We start from the raw sequence: 15,607 nt of genomic DNA, 5'->3' as shown, positions 1-15,607 counted from the left end.
TCCGGGATATCGAAGGAGATCTGCAATGGCTGAAGTTTTCATCCCACGTGAGGTGGACGGCACCTACCGCCTCATTCTGGATGACCGGGAAAGCGGGCTGTTCAAGGTTGCGCGACGCGCGTTCACCGATCTGGACGTGCTCCAGCGCGAACGGGATCAGATTTTCGATCGCTGCTGGCTCTATGTTGGGCATGCGTCTGAACTGAAAGCGCCGAACGATTTTCTCACGCGTAGCGTGGGCGGACGCGATCTGATATTCAACCGCGACCGCAAGGGGACGTATCAGGCTTTCCTGAATACGTGTCCGCATCGGGGCGCGTTGATTGCCCGCGAGAAATGCGGAAACGCATTGGGCTTCAAGTGTTTCTATCACGGATGGTCGTTCAACAACAACGGCAAGTACTCGACGCGAACGCCAATCGGCGTCTATCCGGAGAATTTCGGCGCCGATTGCAGTGTGGATCTCTACCGGGTTCCCCGCCTGGAGGTTTACAAGGACTTCTATTTCGTCAACTTCGACGCGAACGCCATCAGCCTGCCCGACTATCTGGCGGACGCAAAGGAGATGCTCGATCTGCTATACGAGCAATCTCCAGATGGCATGGAGATCATTGGGGGGGAACAGCAATACAGCATTCGCGCGAACTGGAAGCTGCTGGTCGAGAACAGTGTGGATGGATACCATGCGGCCGAAACTCATTCGACTTATTTCGAATATCTCGTGGATTCGGTCGGTTCGTCCGTGACCGAGAACATGGAAGAGCGTATCGCGAAGTCGCACGTGCTTTCGTTCGGAAACGGTCACGCGGCCATTGAGCAGCAGGGGCCCTGGGGGCGCCCTATCGCCAGATGGATTCCCGCCTGGGGGGAGGATGCGCGCGCGGAGATCACGAGCCTCGTCTCGGAGCTGGAAGGGCGAGTCGGGCCGCAGCGAGCCGAGCGGATCTACGGCCTCGACCGCAACATCATCATTTTCCCGAATCTCGTGATCAACGACATCATGGCGATCACGGTCCGCACCTTCTTTCCGGAGGCGCCAGACCAGTTGAACGTAACGTCATGGGCGCTGGCGCCGAAGGGTGAAAAGCGGGAGTTCAGAAAACGGCGCCTCGACAACTTCCTGGAGTTTCTCGGCCCCGGCGGATTCGCTACCCCAGACGATGTCGAAGCGCTCGAATCGGCCCAACGAGGCTACCGCAACCAGCAGTACGCGCCGTGGAACGATATCTCGCGCGGCATGCTCAAAGCGGCGCCCGCGGTCGTGGATGAAGCGCAGATGCGTTGTTTCTGGCGTGAATGGGCAAAACGGATGGAGAGTGCCGAATGAGCAACGTAATCAGCAATCCGACGGATGCCGATGCCACGCATCGTCCACTTTTGCGGCAGGACTACGAGGATTTTCTCTTTCAGGAGGCTGCGTTGCTCGACGAGTGGCGGCTCGACGAGTGGTTCGCGTTGTTCGAGGCTGGCGCGACGTACGAAGTGCCGACCGCAGGAGCCCTGGACGAGGCCGATTCGCACGACAGTCTGTTCTACATCGCGGACGACTACACCCGGTTGGGCTACCGCATTGAGCGGTTGAAAAAGACGGGGGCGCATTCGGAGTTTCCACGCTCGATCTGTACGCGACTGATTAGCAACGTGCGCGTGCTTGGCACCACGGAACAAGGGGTGGCGGTAGGTTGCAAGTTCGTGACTTACCGATCGAAAGACAACGTTACCCATATATTCTTCGGGCACCATCGGTACGTGCTGGTCAACGATGGCGGTGCTATCCGGATTGTTTCGAAGCGCTCGCATCTGGACATGAGCAGTCTGCGGCCTCAGGGGCGAGTCAGCATCATCCTGTAAAGATGCTTGCCGGCCGCCGGCGCGAAATATCGTGCCAGCGGCCACTTATGGCGTTATCGAGGGAGAAGGAACCCGGATATGTACGATGTCTCGACAGACACAGGCGCGAACGATCAAAGGGCGGTGCGCGATGGATTGATCGATATCCACGCTCACTTCGTTCCCGAAAATTTCCCTTCCTACAAGGGACGGAAGCCGGACGCCCGATGGCCATCCATGCAACCAGGCGATGCAGGATGGCGCAATGTCATGCTGGGCGGTGTTTTCTACCGCAGGGTGCCTGCGCAGTGCTGGCGCGTGGACGAAATGATCCAGGGCATGGTGCAGCGGCAAGTATCGCTCCAGGTGCTATCGCCCATGCCGGAGTTGCTGTCCTATTGGCTCGATCCGGAAGACGGGGCAGTGCTGTGTCGATATCTGAACGAGGAAGCCGCGAGGCTGGTTGCCATGGCGCCGCAGAGACTGGCCGGCCTGGGCGCAGTGCCGCTACAGGACGTGGGTCTCGCGATTCGCGAGCTGGAAGTGGCGGTTGGAGAATTGCAATTGGCGGGCGTGGAAATCGGCACCAACGTTAACGGTGTTCCCATTGGTCATCCGCAGTTCGCACCATTTTTCGAAGCCGCCGAAGCGCTGGGTGCATCGCTCTTCATTCATCCCTTGCGGCCTGCTGGACTGGATCGTCTAGTGGGGCCGGTGGGGCTTGAGCAGGTCGTTGCTTTCCCCGGTGAAACGGCATTGGCGGCAGCGTCATTGATAACCGGCGGAACCCTCGCAAAATTCCCGGGCTTGCGGATCGCGTTCAGCCATGGCGGTGGGTCATTTTCCTCGGTACTGCCGCGCCTGCAATATGCATGGGAAACGTTTCCTTCGTTTCGGGAGCAGGTTGCCGTCGAGCCGTGTCTTGCTGCGCGCAAGCTGTTCTATGACTCTGCTGTCTACGATGCGGGCGCCTTTCAGCACCTGGTCCAGGTCTTCGGTGAGGATCAGATCGTGATCGGGACAGACGCCCCGTTCGCCATCATGGAAAGGAACCCGCAGGGGCGTCTGCAGGCACTTGAAGCCGACACGACGGTGAAGCAGCTCATCGGGCGCGATAACGCGTTGCGGTGGCTTCGCCTGAACGGGAGAGGATAACGTGGAGAAGTCCATTGTCGTTGTGGGGGGCGGGCATGCGGCGGGCCAGCTATTGGCGAGTCTTGCCCAGAAAAACTGGAAGGGGCCGGTTACGGTGATAGGAGATGAGGCTTATCTTCCGTACCAGCGACCGCCCCTGTCGAAGAAGTACCTGGCAGGTGAGTTAGGTATCGAACGGCTGTATGTGAAGCCGGCAGAATTCTATGCCCGTCACGGGGTTCAGTTCGTGCCCGATACACGGGTGGTATCTATTGACCGTGATTGCCGCGACGTCTGCACGGAGGACGGGCGTCATTTTTCGTACGCCACGCTAGTTCTGGCCACTGGCAGCCGGCCACGTCCGCTGACCGTTCCCGGCGCGGGGCCGGCCACCGTGTCGTATCTCAGGACAATCGACGATGTGGAGGCGATTCGGGCACGTTTCGTCGCCGGGCATCGACTCGTCATCGTTGGGGGCGGGTACATCGGACTCGAGCTTGCCGCAGTGGCCGTGCGGGCAGGTCTGCACGTGATCGTGCTTGAAGGCGGTGACCGGATCATGGCTCGCGGAGTCGGTCCTGCAACCTCGGAATTCTTCATGCGCAGTCATTGCCGCGAAGGTGTGGAGATCCGAACCGGCGCGAAAGTGCTTGAGCTCAGGCAGACCGGTGGCGTGGTGGAAGTCGTGTGTGAGAGCGCAGTCCATGAAGCCGATCTGGTGGTGGCGGGGGTGGGTGCGATCCCGAATGACGATCTGGCTCGGCAATCGGGTCTCAAGATCGGCAACGGTATCGTGGTCGACGATCTATGCCGGACATCAGATCCGGCGGTATTTGCGGTAGGAGACTGCGCGGACCACCCCAATGCCATTTTCGGCAGGCGCATTCGTCTCGAATCGGTGCATAACGCCGTGGAGCAGGCCAAGACCGTCGTGTCCGCCATTGTCGGAAGCCCGGTGCCTTATTGCCAGGTGCCTTGGTTTTGGTCTGATCAGTACGAGTTGAAGTTGCAGATCGCGGGCTTGCCGGAGGGCTATGAGCAGGCGTTGGTTCGCGGCGATCCAAATGGCAGCGATGGATTTGCCGTGCTCTACCTGCGTGGCGGTACCCTCCTCGCGGCAGAGACGGTTAACCGCAGCGCCGACTTCATGGCGGCGCGGCAGATGATTGCGGCGCGCATCCCTGTCGATACGACCAGATTGATCGATCCGTCGATACCCTTGCCAGCCTGTGCGATCAGTGCGGCCGCAGTCGCGGCAGGGGAGAGCGTTGCGGGCGCACGCGGATCGTTGGTGGGTAACGGGCCTGCACGGATCGCAGGCAATCATTCGATATAAAGGATGGATGTTCGATGGTGACGATTTTTTTTGAAACGGCAGATGGCGACCGCCATGCGGTCGACGCCGTTGCGGGCGTGTCTCTGATGGAAGCGGCAGTCTCGGGGATGGTCGATGGTCTCGATGCGGATTGCGGCGGCAATTGCGCGTGTGCGACGTGCATGGTGTACGTATCGCCGGAATGGGCATCGAGATTGACGCCCCCGGACAAAGCTGAGGAGGCAATGCTCGCGTTCTGCCCACATTTCAGCGAAAACTCGCGACTGGCCTGCCAGATCTTCGTTAGCGAAGCGCTGGATCAACTCGAAGTGTCACTGCCGCCAAGCCAGCAATGAGAGTCGACATCGGCCATGATGGTCACCCGGAGCCGGGCCTGTAGCGCCCGGAAGGGGGCGCTGCCAGATGCTAGAATGAACAAGTCTTTTTCATCCCTCGGGGGCGGGTTTTGAACCAGGTAACGCCAAATGTTCTCGGCATCAGGCCAGTCGAGTCAGATCGTGCTTTCATCGATGTCACTTCGCAGTTGCGCAAGCTGATCTCCTCGGGGAGGCTGAAATGCGGTGACCGGTTGCCGAGTGAGCGGGAACTATCGGTCTTGTTCAATATCAGCCGCAATACGCTGCGCGAGGCGCTGCGCTCGCTCGAAATTGCAGGGCTGATCGAGATGCGCAAGGGCGTGAAGGGCGGCGCCTTCATTCAGCAAGGAAATCCATCGGTCATCGTCAACGGATTTCTTGACCTTTACCATGTAGGCGCAATCACACCTGACCAGCTTACGGAGTCGCGTCTCTGGATCGACGACCTCGCCATCCGGGTGGCCTGTCTTCGGGCAACGGACGAGGACCTCGATGCGCTGGAGGCCAATATTGTCGAGACGGTCCAGGCTGCCTCGAACAACGATATGGATCGCTGGGTTCGGGCCGTGCTTGAATTTCATTCGCTGCTCGGACGGACCACTCACAATCCGGTGTTGTCCATCTTTATGGACTCGACAGTTGAGCTGATGCGCCAGTTCGTCAATGCGTTTGGCCCGGTATTTGTCGAAAGCGTCGTGGCGTCACGACGTCGCGTGCTCAAGCATCTTCGCGCGCGTGACGCGCAGGGCGCGGCAGAAGAAATGAGTCGCCATCTCAAGCGCGTGCATCGCCAGCATCTTGCGAAGCTCTCGCCACTGCGGCCTTTCGACGGCGACACACCAAAGAACGATCGCTGAATGGCCCGAGCCAACTCAATTCCTGGCACCGCACTGCTGTAAAGCCCTTCATACATTGCGTGGCTGGAATCAAACGCGCAACCCGCCTGTCTTCCCATAGCTTGCAAAATCGATCAAATTGCGTGAATAGCGCAAGTTGATCGGCAGGCTATTTAGTTAGAACTCCAATCTATATTTCAAAAATCTTCGATCGACGGGAGTCGAGCGAGCGCATTCAGTTTTTCGAGAGTTTCGTCCTCATACCGGGTTTAGGGAAAACTCTAGTAGTGAGCGTTCTCCAACGAATGCACAATTCGTCGTAATGGATCACCCATTTGGGGGTGATAAGAAAACGGAAGTTATCGGGGTGCCATGCCCCATCGAACTTTTGCTCAGACAGAGAAAGAAAATGCAGAGACAATCATTGGAAGGTGCGCTCGTCGTCGATTTCACGACGATGGTGGCCGGCCCCTGGTGCACGAGATTGTTGGCGGATTCCGGTGCTGAGGTCGTCAAGATCGAATCGGCGGAGTCGGGCGATCCCATGCGGCTAGCGCGCCCGATTGCCGGTGGCGATAGCCGTTCGTATGCGCATTTCAACTGCGGAAAGAAAAGTCTGTCGATCGATCTCAAGAATCCGTCCGGTATCGACATCGCCAGACGTCTCGTCGATCGTGCGGATATTGTTGTTGAGAACTTTCGCCCGGGCGTAATGAAGCGGTTCGGCCTGGACTATGCAAGCGTGTCCCAACGAAATCCGGGCCTGGTCTATTGCTCCGTCTCAGGTTTCGGGCAAACCGGCGAGCTGGCAAACCGGGCGGCATATGCCCCTGTTGTGCATGCCTACAGCGGATACGACCTCGCACTTGCATCCTGCCAGGGCGGCGGCGAGGTCGCACCGGCAGTTTCCGGAATCATGATCGCCGACTTCGTGACCGCCAGTTATGCGTTCGGGGCAATCATGTCGGCAATGCTGCGACGTGAGCGCCAGGGGGCTGGAAGTTTTGTCGATGTGACGTTGATGGACTCCATGGTCAGCTTGATGGCCTTTCAATATGCGGAAGCTCAGGGGCCCGGCAACGACGTGAGTTGGGTCTTCCCTCCTTTCCGGTCCTGCGACGGTTATGTGACTGTTCCATTGATTTCGGAAAGAACATTTCACGCCGCGTACAAAGTGATCGGAAAGTCCGAATGGATCTCGAACGTCGAGTTCGGAACGATGGAAGGGATCTCGAGGAACCGCGTTCAGATTCTGAGCGAGCTGGAGAGCTGGATCTCCGTTAGATCAGGCGCCGAATGTGAACGGTTGATGAGTGAGGCGGGTGTTCCCTGTTCAAGATACTGCTCTCCGTCGGAACAACTGTCGAACCCGCACCTCGCCGAACGAGGCATTTTCAGAGAGCTATCCGATTCGACGGGGAGCTTCAGGATATTAAATGCACCCTTCAAGATGTCGGGTGTGAGTCAAACGACATCCACCCTGGTTTCAAAATTGGGAGAACACAATAAATACGTTGTTACGAAGATTCTTGAAGGGAATGACGGTGAGTACGACCGTCTCGAGATCGAACGAGCATTCGGCTGAGTCCTCTGCCTGGCGCGTCTTCTGAAATCAACCTCGACTACTGCATCGGTGGCACCCATTGGAGTGGGCTTCGCATGCTGGTAGGACTCAGGTTCAATATAGTTGGAGAGTGGGTTCTGTGCGCAACACAAACGTCCCCGAAGAAAATCTCGCCATCCATCGCGAGTCGATGGAATACGATGTGGTGATCGTAGGTGGCGGCCCGGCGGGCCTTTCCGCGGCGATTCGCCTGAAGCAGTTGGCAGCCGAAAAAGGCGCCGAGATTGGCGTGTGCGTCCTGGAAAAGGGCTCGGAGGTCGGTGCGCACATCCTTTCAGGTGCGGTCATGGATCCGCGTGCGCTCAACGAACTGTTTCCCGACTGGAAGGAACGGGGCGCGCCGCTCACCGTGCCTGTCACCGAAGACCGTTTCCTTTTTCTTTCGAAAACCCGCGCGAAATGCGTGCCCAACTGGGCACTGCCGCAGAGCTTCAAGAACCACGGCAACTATGTCGTCAGCCTCTCGAACGTCACGCGTTGGCTTGGCCAGCAGGCTGAGGCGCTGGGGGTCGAAATTTTCCCGGGTTTCCCCGCGACGGAAATTCTTTACGACGAGAACGGCTCCGTCAAAGGCGTTGCCACAGGCAACGTAGGTGTGGGCAGGGACGGCCAGCCTACCGGGAACTTCCAGCCCGGCATGGAGCTGCACGCCAGATACACGCTTTTTTGCGAAGGTTGCCGTGGTCATCTGGGGCGGCAACTGAACGAGAGGTTCAATCTTGGCAAGGATGCAGATCCGCAGGTCTATGGCATCGGTATCAAGGAGCTATGGGAGATTGATCCCGCGAAGCACAAACAGGGCCTCGTGATCCACACGGCGGGCTGGCCGCTTGACACCGATACTTATGGCGGCTCTTTTCTCTACCACATCGACAACCATCAGGTGATGGTGGGCTTCGTCGTGGGCCTGGCCTATACGAACCCGTATCTCTCGCCCTTCGAGGAGTTCCAGCGCTACAAGACACACCCGGCGATCCGCCACTTCCTCGACGGCGGCAGGCGCGTTTCCTATGGAGCCCGCGCGATCACGGCCGGTGGCCTGATGTCGCTGCCGAAGCTGGTGTTCCCGGGCGGCGCATTGGCGGGCGACGATGCGGGCTTCCTGAACACCTCGCGCATCAAGGGCAGCCACGCGGCGATCAAAACCGGCATGCTTGCCGCCGAAGCGGCATTCGAAGCCGTGCTGGCGGGATGCCAGCGTGATGAACTTGTTGCTTATCCGAAATTGTTCAAGCAATCGTGGCTGCATGAAGAGCTACATAAGGCACGCAACTTCAAGCAATGGATGAGCAAGGGCCTCTACCTGGGTACGTTGATGGTCGGTATCGAACAGAAGCTCTTCGGCGGCAAGGTGCCCTGGACACTGCATCACCGTCACTGCGATCACACGATGCTCAAACCCGCGTCGCAGTGCAAACCGATTGAGTATCCGAAGCCCGATGGCAAGCTCACGTTCGACCGTCTCTCTTCGGTGTTCATTTCCAATACGAACCACGAGGAGAACCAGCCTGCTCACCTGACGCTAAAGGACGCGAGCGTGCCGGTGGACGTGAACCTGCGCATCTATGCGGGCCCGGAGGGGCGGTTCTGTCCGGCAGCGGTGTATGAGTTCGTGAAGAGCCACGATGGCCGTGATCGACTACAGATCAACGCGCAGAACTGCGTGCACTGCAAGACCTGCGATATCAAGGACCCGACGCAGAACATCGTGTGGGTCACGCCGGAGGGCGGCGGCGGTCCGAACTATACAAGAATGTAGAGAAGGGTACAGGGGGCGGAATTCTATATATGAAAAATTCTATGTAAATGATTAGTAGTACTTATATTCAAATTTTTAAATTGAAAGTTTCTGTATTGAGAATCTCCACTCGCGGGTCTGGCAGACCAAGAGGAAATCTCAATTGAATGAGCTTGTGTGTCGTCGGCGTTGGTAGTCACGGCGCCAATAAAAGGAGGAGTCAATATGATCAGTTTCGAATTGTCTGACGATCAGAAAATGGCAAAAGATGCCATGCAGGATTTTGCTGATTCGTTGCTACGTCCCGCAGGCCGCAGGCATGACGATGTTTCTGGAATCGATGGGGCCACGCTGGATGAACTCTGGTCCACAGGGATCGTGCAATTGCGCAATGACGATGGTGGCGCGCCGCCCGCGCTCTTGACCGCGGTAGCTCTGGAGGAGCTTGCGGTTGGCGATGTCTCGCTCGCATTGGCACTCGCGGCGCCCCTCGCTTTCGTGCGAGCCGTTCTGGAGCAGGGATCTACGTCGCAGAAGGAGGCGCTACTGCCGCTGTTCGAAGGCGCAAGCTATCGGGCGGCTTCCATTGCGGTAATGGAAGGTGGTTTCCAGGCAGACATCGGTCTGTTGACCACCACAGTGAAAGCTGATGGAAATGGCTGGATTCTTGATGGTCGAAAGAAGCTGGTACCGCTGGCGCACTCGTGCAGCCACTTCCTGGTAGTCGCGCAAGTCGGGGCATCGCAGGAAGCCTTCATCGTTGAGCGTGATGCGCCCGGTGTGCATGTCCAGAAGGTCGTTCCCTCCGTTGGTCTGCGTGCGCTGGGGATGGCCGACGTAGTGTTCGAGAGTGTGCGCCTTCCGGTCTCTGCCCGGCTTGGAGAGGATGCTGGGAGCAATGTGCGCCGCATTGTCGATGCTGCGCGAGTTGGCTCGGCCGCGGCAATGACGGGGCTCTCGCGAGGCATCATGGAATATGTGATCCCCTATACGAAGGATCGGGTGGTTCACGGGACGGCTCTCGCACGAAAGCAATCGATCGCCTTTCGGATTGCGGACATGCACGTCGACGTGCATGCCATGCGCTGGATGGTATGGCGCGCGGCGTTCGAACTCGATCAACGCAGTGACAGTGCCGCGCGATCGGCACAGCTTGCATTCATCTACGCCGCCCAGCACACCATGTCGATCGCCGACGAGGGCTTGCAGGCCTTTGGGGGGCACGGTTACGTGCGGGCTCATCCGATTGAAATGTGGTACCGCAATGCTCGCGCAATCTCGATGCTGGAAGCCCTGGCAAGCGTCTAACTTTATGGGAGAAGGAAATGATTGATTTTACCCTTACCGCCGAAGATAACCGGCTCGTGGCGCTCGCCAGGGAAGAAGCGGCGATCTCGCGGAAATACGCCCGCTACTACGACCAGAATGAAGACGAGCTCAAGCCGAAGGAGTTTCCGGAGCTGATGGGACGCCCGAGTCCGATCGACCAGTTACGTGCGAATCCAGAGGGTACCAGCGGGCTGGCCATTACCGAATCGCTGATTCACCAGCAATTTGGCGATGTGCACATGCGTCGTCCGACCGAAGGGTTAGGCAACATGATTGTCCGATATGCCGGTACTCCGGAGCAGGTGGAGAAATTCGAAAGCAAGCTCCTGTCCATCGCGATGACTGAGCCTGGTGCGGGTTCCGATCCGGCCGCTATCCAGGCGACCGCGCGTTACGACGAGGCAAGCAGTGAATGGATTCTGAACGGCGAAAAAATCTACTGTTCCGAATTTGGCGCAGCCGACGGCGCCGTTGTGATGGTGCGGGGGCCGGTCGATGGAAATGGCGTCAAGCCCTTCCTGGCGTTCGTTGTCGAGAAGGGGATGCCGGGTCTTCAGGAACTCGGTCAGGTGAAGAAGATGGGGCTTCGCTCCTGGGATACCGCCGACTTCGTGATGCAGGACTGTCGGGTACCCCGGTCGAATCAGCTTGATCTGGATTTCAGGCGGGCCATGTTTGTATTCAACGGCACCCGTCCGGCCGTGGCGGCCATTGGGTTGAGCATTGCCCGCAATCTGCTGGATCTGCTGAAGAAGAAGTTGCAGGAGGCTGACGAATCAATCAACTACGAAAATGGACGATTTCGCCAGTCGTCAATTCAGTCGCGCGTGCTGGCTCTCGAGGCGCTTCACGATGCGACCACGTTGACGATTCTGCATTGCAAGTGGCTTGAGCAGCGCGACGGTGGCGCGAACGGGTCGACGATGGTCGAAGCGGCAACGGCCAAGGTCATTGGCGGCCGGGCGGCTCGCCAGATTACGCAGGAATGCATGGAGATGCTGGGAGTCGATGCCCTTACTGAAGAGGCGTTGGCTGAAAAGTGGTTTCGCGATGCGCGCATCTTTGACATTTTTGAAGGGGCGGGCGAAATCAACCGACTGATCATTGCACGCTCGCTGTTGGGTTATTCGAACAAAGAGCTGAATTGACCCAGGTCATGGTGATGGAAGTTGAGGATCTGTTTGCGTAGGTATTTCTAGGAGCGGTGGTAATGAAGGTTCTCGTACCCGTGAAGCGGGTTGTCGACTCGAACATCAAGGTCAAGGTAAGAGCGGACGGTTCTGGCATCGAACTGTCCGATCTGAAAATGAGCATCAACCCGTTCGACGAGATTGCGGTTGAGGAGGCTGTTCGCCTGAAGGAGTCGGGGGTGGCGACCGAAGTGATTGCTGTTTCCGTCGGTGTGGCGCAGGCGCAGGAGACGCTGCGCACGGCTTTGGCCATTGGCGCGGATCGGGCGATTCTCGTTGAATCGAACAGCAGTGTCGAGTCGCTTGGTGTCGCGAAGATCCTGAAGGCACTGGTGGACAGGGAGCAGCCTTCGCTCGTGATTCTCGGCAAGCAGGCCATCGATAACGATTCGAACCAGACCGGTCAGATGCTTGCCGCGCTCGCGAATCTGCCTCAGGCCACGTTCGCCTCCAAGGTGGTCGTCACCGACGGCAGGGCCATCGTGTCACGTGAAGTGGATGGCGGTGCGCAAACGCTTTCCTTAACGCTCCCTGCGGTCGTTACCACTGATTTGCGTCTGAATGAGCCGCGCTACGTCACGTTGCCCAACATCATGAAGGCGAAGAAGAAGCCGTTGGAGACGATCAAACCCGAAGACCTCGGTGTGGATTACACGCCGCGTCTGAAGGTGCTGAAGGTCGTTGAGCCACCCAAGCGCAGCGCCGGTGTGAAGGTGCCGGACGTGAAGACGCTGGTGGAAAAATTGAAGGCCGAAGCGAAGGTTATCTGAAGGTTCAGGGAGCAAAGAGACATGACGATTCTGGTGATTGCCGAACACGACAACGCTAGCGTGAAGGCAGCAACGCTGAACACCGTGGCAGCTGCGCACGCTGTCGGCAAATTCGTTGACACCGACGTGCACGTGCTGGTCGCAGGTCACAACGCACAGGGCGCCGCCGACGCGGCGGCGAAGATCACAGGGGTTGCGAAAGTGCTGCTGGCTGATGCGCCACAGCTCGAGGCGGGGTTGGCCGAGAACGTCGCGGCGACGGTGCTCGCCATCGCAAAGGACTACTCGCATATCCTCTCGCCAGCCACGGCAGCGGGCAAGAACGTTTCTCCGCGTATTGCCGCGAAGCTGGATGTCGCCCAGATCAGTGATATCACCGCAGTCCGCAGCGGCGACATCTTCGAGCGCCCGATCTACGCAGGCAACGCTATAGCAACGGTGCAGTCGACTGACCCGATCAAGGTGATTACGGTCCGTGCGACGGGTTTCGATGCCGTTGCAGCAGATGGCGGCAGCGCGGCGGTTGAGAAGATCGAAGCGGCGGCCGACAGCGGTCTCTCGCAGTTCGTGAGCAGCGAAGTCACGAAACTTGACCGCCCGGAACTCACGAGCGCGAAGATCATCGTTTCGGGCGGCCGCGGTCTGGGCAGCGGCGAGAACTATATCAAGGTGCTGGAGCCGCTGGCCGACAAGCTGAACGCGGCATTGGGCGCCTCGCGTGCCGCCGTGGACGCAGGCTACGTGCCGAATGATTTCCAGGTGGGGCAAACGGGCAAGATCGTCGCGCCGCAACTGTACGTGGCGGTCGGCATCTCGGGCGCGATTCAGCATCTGGCCGGCATGAAGGACTCCAAGGTGATTGTGGCGATCAACAAGGACGAGGAAGCACCGATCTTCGGTGTGGCCGATTATGGTCTCGTGGGCGACCTGTTCACACTGGTGCCGGAGCTTTGCTCCCATATTTGACGCGCTGGCCCCTTCGCGCAATGGCGTGGTCAGACAGCACAAGCATTGCAACAGCCGTCTCGCTCCTGCGTTGCCGGGGCGTTATCCGGTGACGAAACATTCAAGGAATTTTCTATGGACGCTGATCAAATTCGGGTTGCGGCAGAGCGGTTGCGCCACGCAGAACGAACCGGCGATTTCATCGAACCCCTGCGTCGAAGCGATGAGGGGCTCTCGGTGGATGACGCCTACGCAATTCAGCAGCTGAATATCCGCTATCGGACTGACGCTGGACGACGCAAGGTGGGCAGCAAAATTGGCCTGACCTCGTTGGCTGTCCAGAAGCAGTTGGGCGTCGATCAGCCGGATTTCGGCGTGCTTCTCGACGACATGGCGTATGGCGATGGTCAGGCCGTTCCCTGGCACGTTCTGAACCAGCCGAAAATCGAGGCCGAGGTTGCGTTCGTGATCGGAAAGGACGTGACGTCTCTCAATCCGGGCCACCTGGATCTCATGAACGCCATCGAATATGTGCTGCCTGCGCTGGAGATCGTCGGTAGCCGCATTCGAGACTGGGATATCGGCATCGTCGACACGATCGCGGATAACGCATCGTCGTGCGCATTCGTATTGGGGAGTCGTCCAGTCAAATTGACGGACGTCGACCTCCGACTGTGCGGCATGGTCATGGAGCGCAGGAAAGAGGTGGTTTCGCTAGGCGTCGGAGCCGCGTGCATGGGACACCCGGTTAACGCACTCGTCTGGCTTGCGAAAACCATGGCAGCGCGTGGTGCACCACTCCAGCAAGGCGATGTGGTGCTCTCCGGCGCTCTCGGGCCGATGGTGAGCGTGCGCCCGGGGGATGTGTTCGATGCTCAGATCCAGGGGCTCGGCGCCGTGCGTGCGGTTTTTGACGACGCAGAGGTTTGACCGCGGCATGTGCCACGCTGCCATGCGGCGCGGCAAGTGTACGCAGCAGGAAGCATCAATTCTTTTCCGATCGGGGTTGCCGGTGACGCATGGGCATCAAAGATGCGTTGGATTCGCAAACGCAGACTGGCATGCACGCCCGTCACAACCTGAGTCCAGGCGTGGCGAATTCTCTGATCGTTCAACGTTCCCGGAGATTCCTCCCGGGTGGCATCAATCTGTGCATCAGAGATGCTCTGCAATGGATCATTGATTATGGGACAACTTGAAAACAAGGTCGCAGTCATTACCGGAGGTAGCAATGGTTTGGGACGCGCGGTGGCCGCTCGCTTTCTCCAGGAGGGAGCGAAGGTCTGCGTGTTCGACCTCAAGGACGATGGGGTGCCGATTGGAGCGCTGTGCGTGCGTGGCGATGTTCGAAGCGCTGATGACTTGCGTCGCCTTTACGCTGCGGTAAGCGAGAACTTCGGGGCGTTTGACATTCTTGTTGCAAATGCCGGAATCGGTGAGCAGGTCGATCTTGGTGCGATTGACGAAGCGCACTTTGACCGCCTTTTTGGTATCAATGTGAAAGGGACTGTATTTACCGTTCAGACCCTGACGCCGCTCATCCGCGAGGGTGGCTCCATCGTGCTGATGTCCTCCGTTGCGGGACGTCGAGGTGGCGCAGCCATGAGCATTTATGCGGCCACGAAGGCGGCAATTCGTTCGTTTGCCCGCGGATGGACCACAGATCTCCGGAAAAAAAGCGTTCGGGTCAACGCGATAAGTCCCGGTCCTATCGATACGCCAGCGCTAGCAGATTTTCTTTCGGATCAGCCGGAGAAGGCTGCATCTTTCAAGAAGGCAATGATTGCCAAGGTGCCGATGAACCGGCTGGGCGTGCCAGAGGATGTCGCCGCAGCCGCATGCTTTCTCGCGTCGGACGAGGCCAGCTTTATCACCGGGATTGACTTGCGGGTGGACGGTGGCCTCTCGTCAATCTGAGGTGGGGAAGTCGCGTCCCGATCTGCTAGTCAGCCGTTTTGATGGTAGCTGACTGTCAAATCAAATTCAGTCTTGAGACGTGCGCGAACACCGCTTCGGCGAACGCATGCGGATACCGGTATTCCGGCACCCCGCCAGAGAGATGAACTGACCCGGCGGGATTTCTCTGACAGTGCGTACCTTCACGTGTAACGCCTGCATACATCTAAGTGATTGATTTGTATGGCGGCGGGGGTTTTTCCACCCTCTCCGCCAAGCATCTGGCTTTGCAAAGAAGTGCCCGCTAATTTAGCGGGCATTTTTTTCGTCTGTAGGCTTCGAATATTTCAAATCAATCCGCGTGTTTCGGTGGCTTCCTGAGGGGGGGGGGCTGATCGCCTAAACCACGGCTTGACGGCGGGTTGTCGCCCCGAGCTTCTTCGTAACGTTGCCGATAGAAAGGATGCCCGTCCGTCCGGATGACCCGATGGGACAGGTCATGTGGCAATTCCCTCTCCCAGAAAACGTCTGACGGGAAAAGCAGAGGGTTTCTCCATCATCGAACAAAATTAAAAAACTGATTGTTAATCAGTTTGTGCTCGCCTATTATTCCGATTGTCCGG

General features: G+C 58.3%; 14 protein-coding genes. All 14 read left to right on the top strand.

Going from position 1 to position 15,607, the window contains the following annotated elements; all coding sequences use genetic code 11:
* The first annotated feature begins 25 nt into the window (after positions 1 to 25).
* The 14 genes from PI93_RS21405 to PI93_RS21340 all read left to right on the top strand — a co-directional run bounded on the left by PI93_RS21405 (position 26) and on the right by PI93_RS21340 (position 15,005).
* On the top strand, positions 26 to 1,327 hold the full coding sequence (locus PI93_RS21405) for an aromatic ring-hydroxylating oxygenase subunit alpha (RefSeq protein ID WP_052240900.1): 1,302 nt from the start codon (positions 26 to 28) through the stop codon (positions 1,325 to 1,327).
* Positions 1,324 to 1,851 (top strand): aromatic-ring-hydroxylating dioxygenase subunit beta, encoded by a 528-nt coding sequence (locus tag PI93_RS21400; protein ID WP_039373521.1) that lies wholly within the window; start codon positions 1,324 to 1,326, stop codon positions 1,849 to 1,851. The genes PI93_RS21405 and PI93_RS21400 overlap by 4 nt, the downstream gene beginning before the upstream one ends.
* A gap of 78 nt (positions 1,852 to 1,929) precedes the next feature.
* Positions 1,930 to 2,985, top strand: coding sequence for an amidohydrolase family protein (locus PI93_RS21395; protein WP_052240901.1), 1,056 nt, complete (start codon positions 1,930 to 1,932; stop codon positions 2,983 to 2,985).
* A 1-nt stretch (position 2,986) separates the two neighbouring features.
* Positions 2,987 to 4,300 carry an NAD(P)/FAD-dependent oxidoreductase gene (locus PI93_RS21390; protein ID WP_080759349.1) on the top strand — a complete coding sequence of 438 codons (1,314 nt, stop codon included), beginning with the start codon at positions 2,987 to 2,989 and terminating at the stop codon, positions 4,298 to 4,300.
* A gap of 14 nt (positions 4,301 to 4,314) precedes the next feature.
* Positions 4,315 to 4,635: a 2Fe-2S iron-sulfur cluster-binding protein gene (locus PI93_RS21385; RefSeq protein WP_039373523.1), complete on the top strand. Its 321-nt coding sequence runs from the start codon at positions 4,315 to 4,317 to the stop codon at positions 4,633 to 4,635.
* Positions 4,636 to 4,745: 110 nt separating this feature from the next.
* Entirely contained in the window at positions 4,746 to 5,513 is a 768-nt protein-coding gene (locus PI93_RS21380; RefSeq protein ID WP_080759350.1) for a FadR/GntR family transcriptional regulator, read from the top strand.
* Positions 5,514 to 5,901: 388 nt separating this feature from the next.
* Positions 5,902 to 7,077, top strand: coding sequence for a CaiB/BaiF CoA transferase family protein (locus tag PI93_RS21375; RefSeq protein WP_158453288.1), 1,176 nt, complete (start codon positions 5,902 to 5,904; stop codon positions 7,075 to 7,077).
* A 169-nt stretch (positions 7,078 to 7,246) separates the two neighbouring features.
* On the top strand, positions 7,247 to 8,875 hold the full coding sequence (locus PI93_RS21370) for an electron transfer flavoprotein-ubiquinone oxidoreductase (RefSeq protein WP_052240906.1): 1,629 nt from the start codon (positions 7,247 to 7,249) through the stop codon (positions 8,873 to 8,875).
* A gap of 204 nt (positions 8,876 to 9,079) precedes the next feature.
* Positions 9,080 to 10,162 (top strand): acyl-CoA dehydrogenase family protein, encoded by a 1,083-nt coding sequence (locus PI93_RS21365; protein ID WP_039373524.1) that lies wholly within the window; start codon positions 9,080 to 9,082, stop codon positions 10,160 to 10,162.
* Positions 10,163 to 10,179: 17 nt separating this feature from the next.
* On the top strand, positions 10,180 to 11,331 hold the full coding sequence (locus tag PI93_RS21360) for an acyl-CoA dehydrogenase family protein (protein ID WP_052240903.1): 1,152 nt from the start codon (positions 10,180 to 10,182) through the stop codon (positions 11,329 to 11,331).
* A 62-nt stretch (positions 11,332 to 11,393) separates the two neighbouring features.
* Entirely contained in the window at positions 11,394 to 12,143 is a 750-nt protein-coding gene (locus PI93_RS21355; protein ID WP_039373526.1) for an electron transfer flavoprotein subunit beta/FixA family protein, read from the top strand.
* A gap of 21 nt (positions 12,144 to 12,164) precedes the next feature.
* Positions 12,165 to 13,109, top strand: coding sequence for an electron transfer flavoprotein subunit alpha/FixB family protein (locus PI93_RS21350; RefSeq protein ID WP_039373528.1), 945 nt, complete (start codon positions 12,165 to 12,167; stop codon positions 13,107 to 13,109).
* A gap of 114 nt (positions 13,110 to 13,223) precedes the next feature.
* Positions 13,224 to 14,018, top strand: a complete 795-nt coding sequence (locus PI93_RS21345) for a 2-keto-4-pentenoate hydratase (RefSeq protein WP_039373529.1) — start codon at positions 13,224 to 13,226, stop codon at positions 14,016 to 14,018.
* Between the two features lie 255 nt (positions 14,019 to 14,273).
* Positions 14,274 to 15,005, top strand: coding sequence for an SDR family NAD(P)-dependent oxidoreductase (locus tag PI93_RS21340; RefSeq protein ID WP_039373563.1), 732 nt, complete (start codon positions 14,274 to 14,276; stop codon positions 15,003 to 15,005).
* Positions 15,006 to 15,607: the final 602 nt, after the last annotated feature.

Origin of the sequence: Pandoraea fibrosis (assembly GCF_000807775.2) — a bacterium.
Classification (GTDB): Bacteria; Pseudomonadota; Gammaproteobacteria; order Burkholderiales; family Burkholderiaceae; genus Pandoraea; species Pandoraea fibrosis.
Note: the sequence above shows the minus strand (reverse complement) of the source record. Positions and strands in the feature narration are given on the sequence as shown.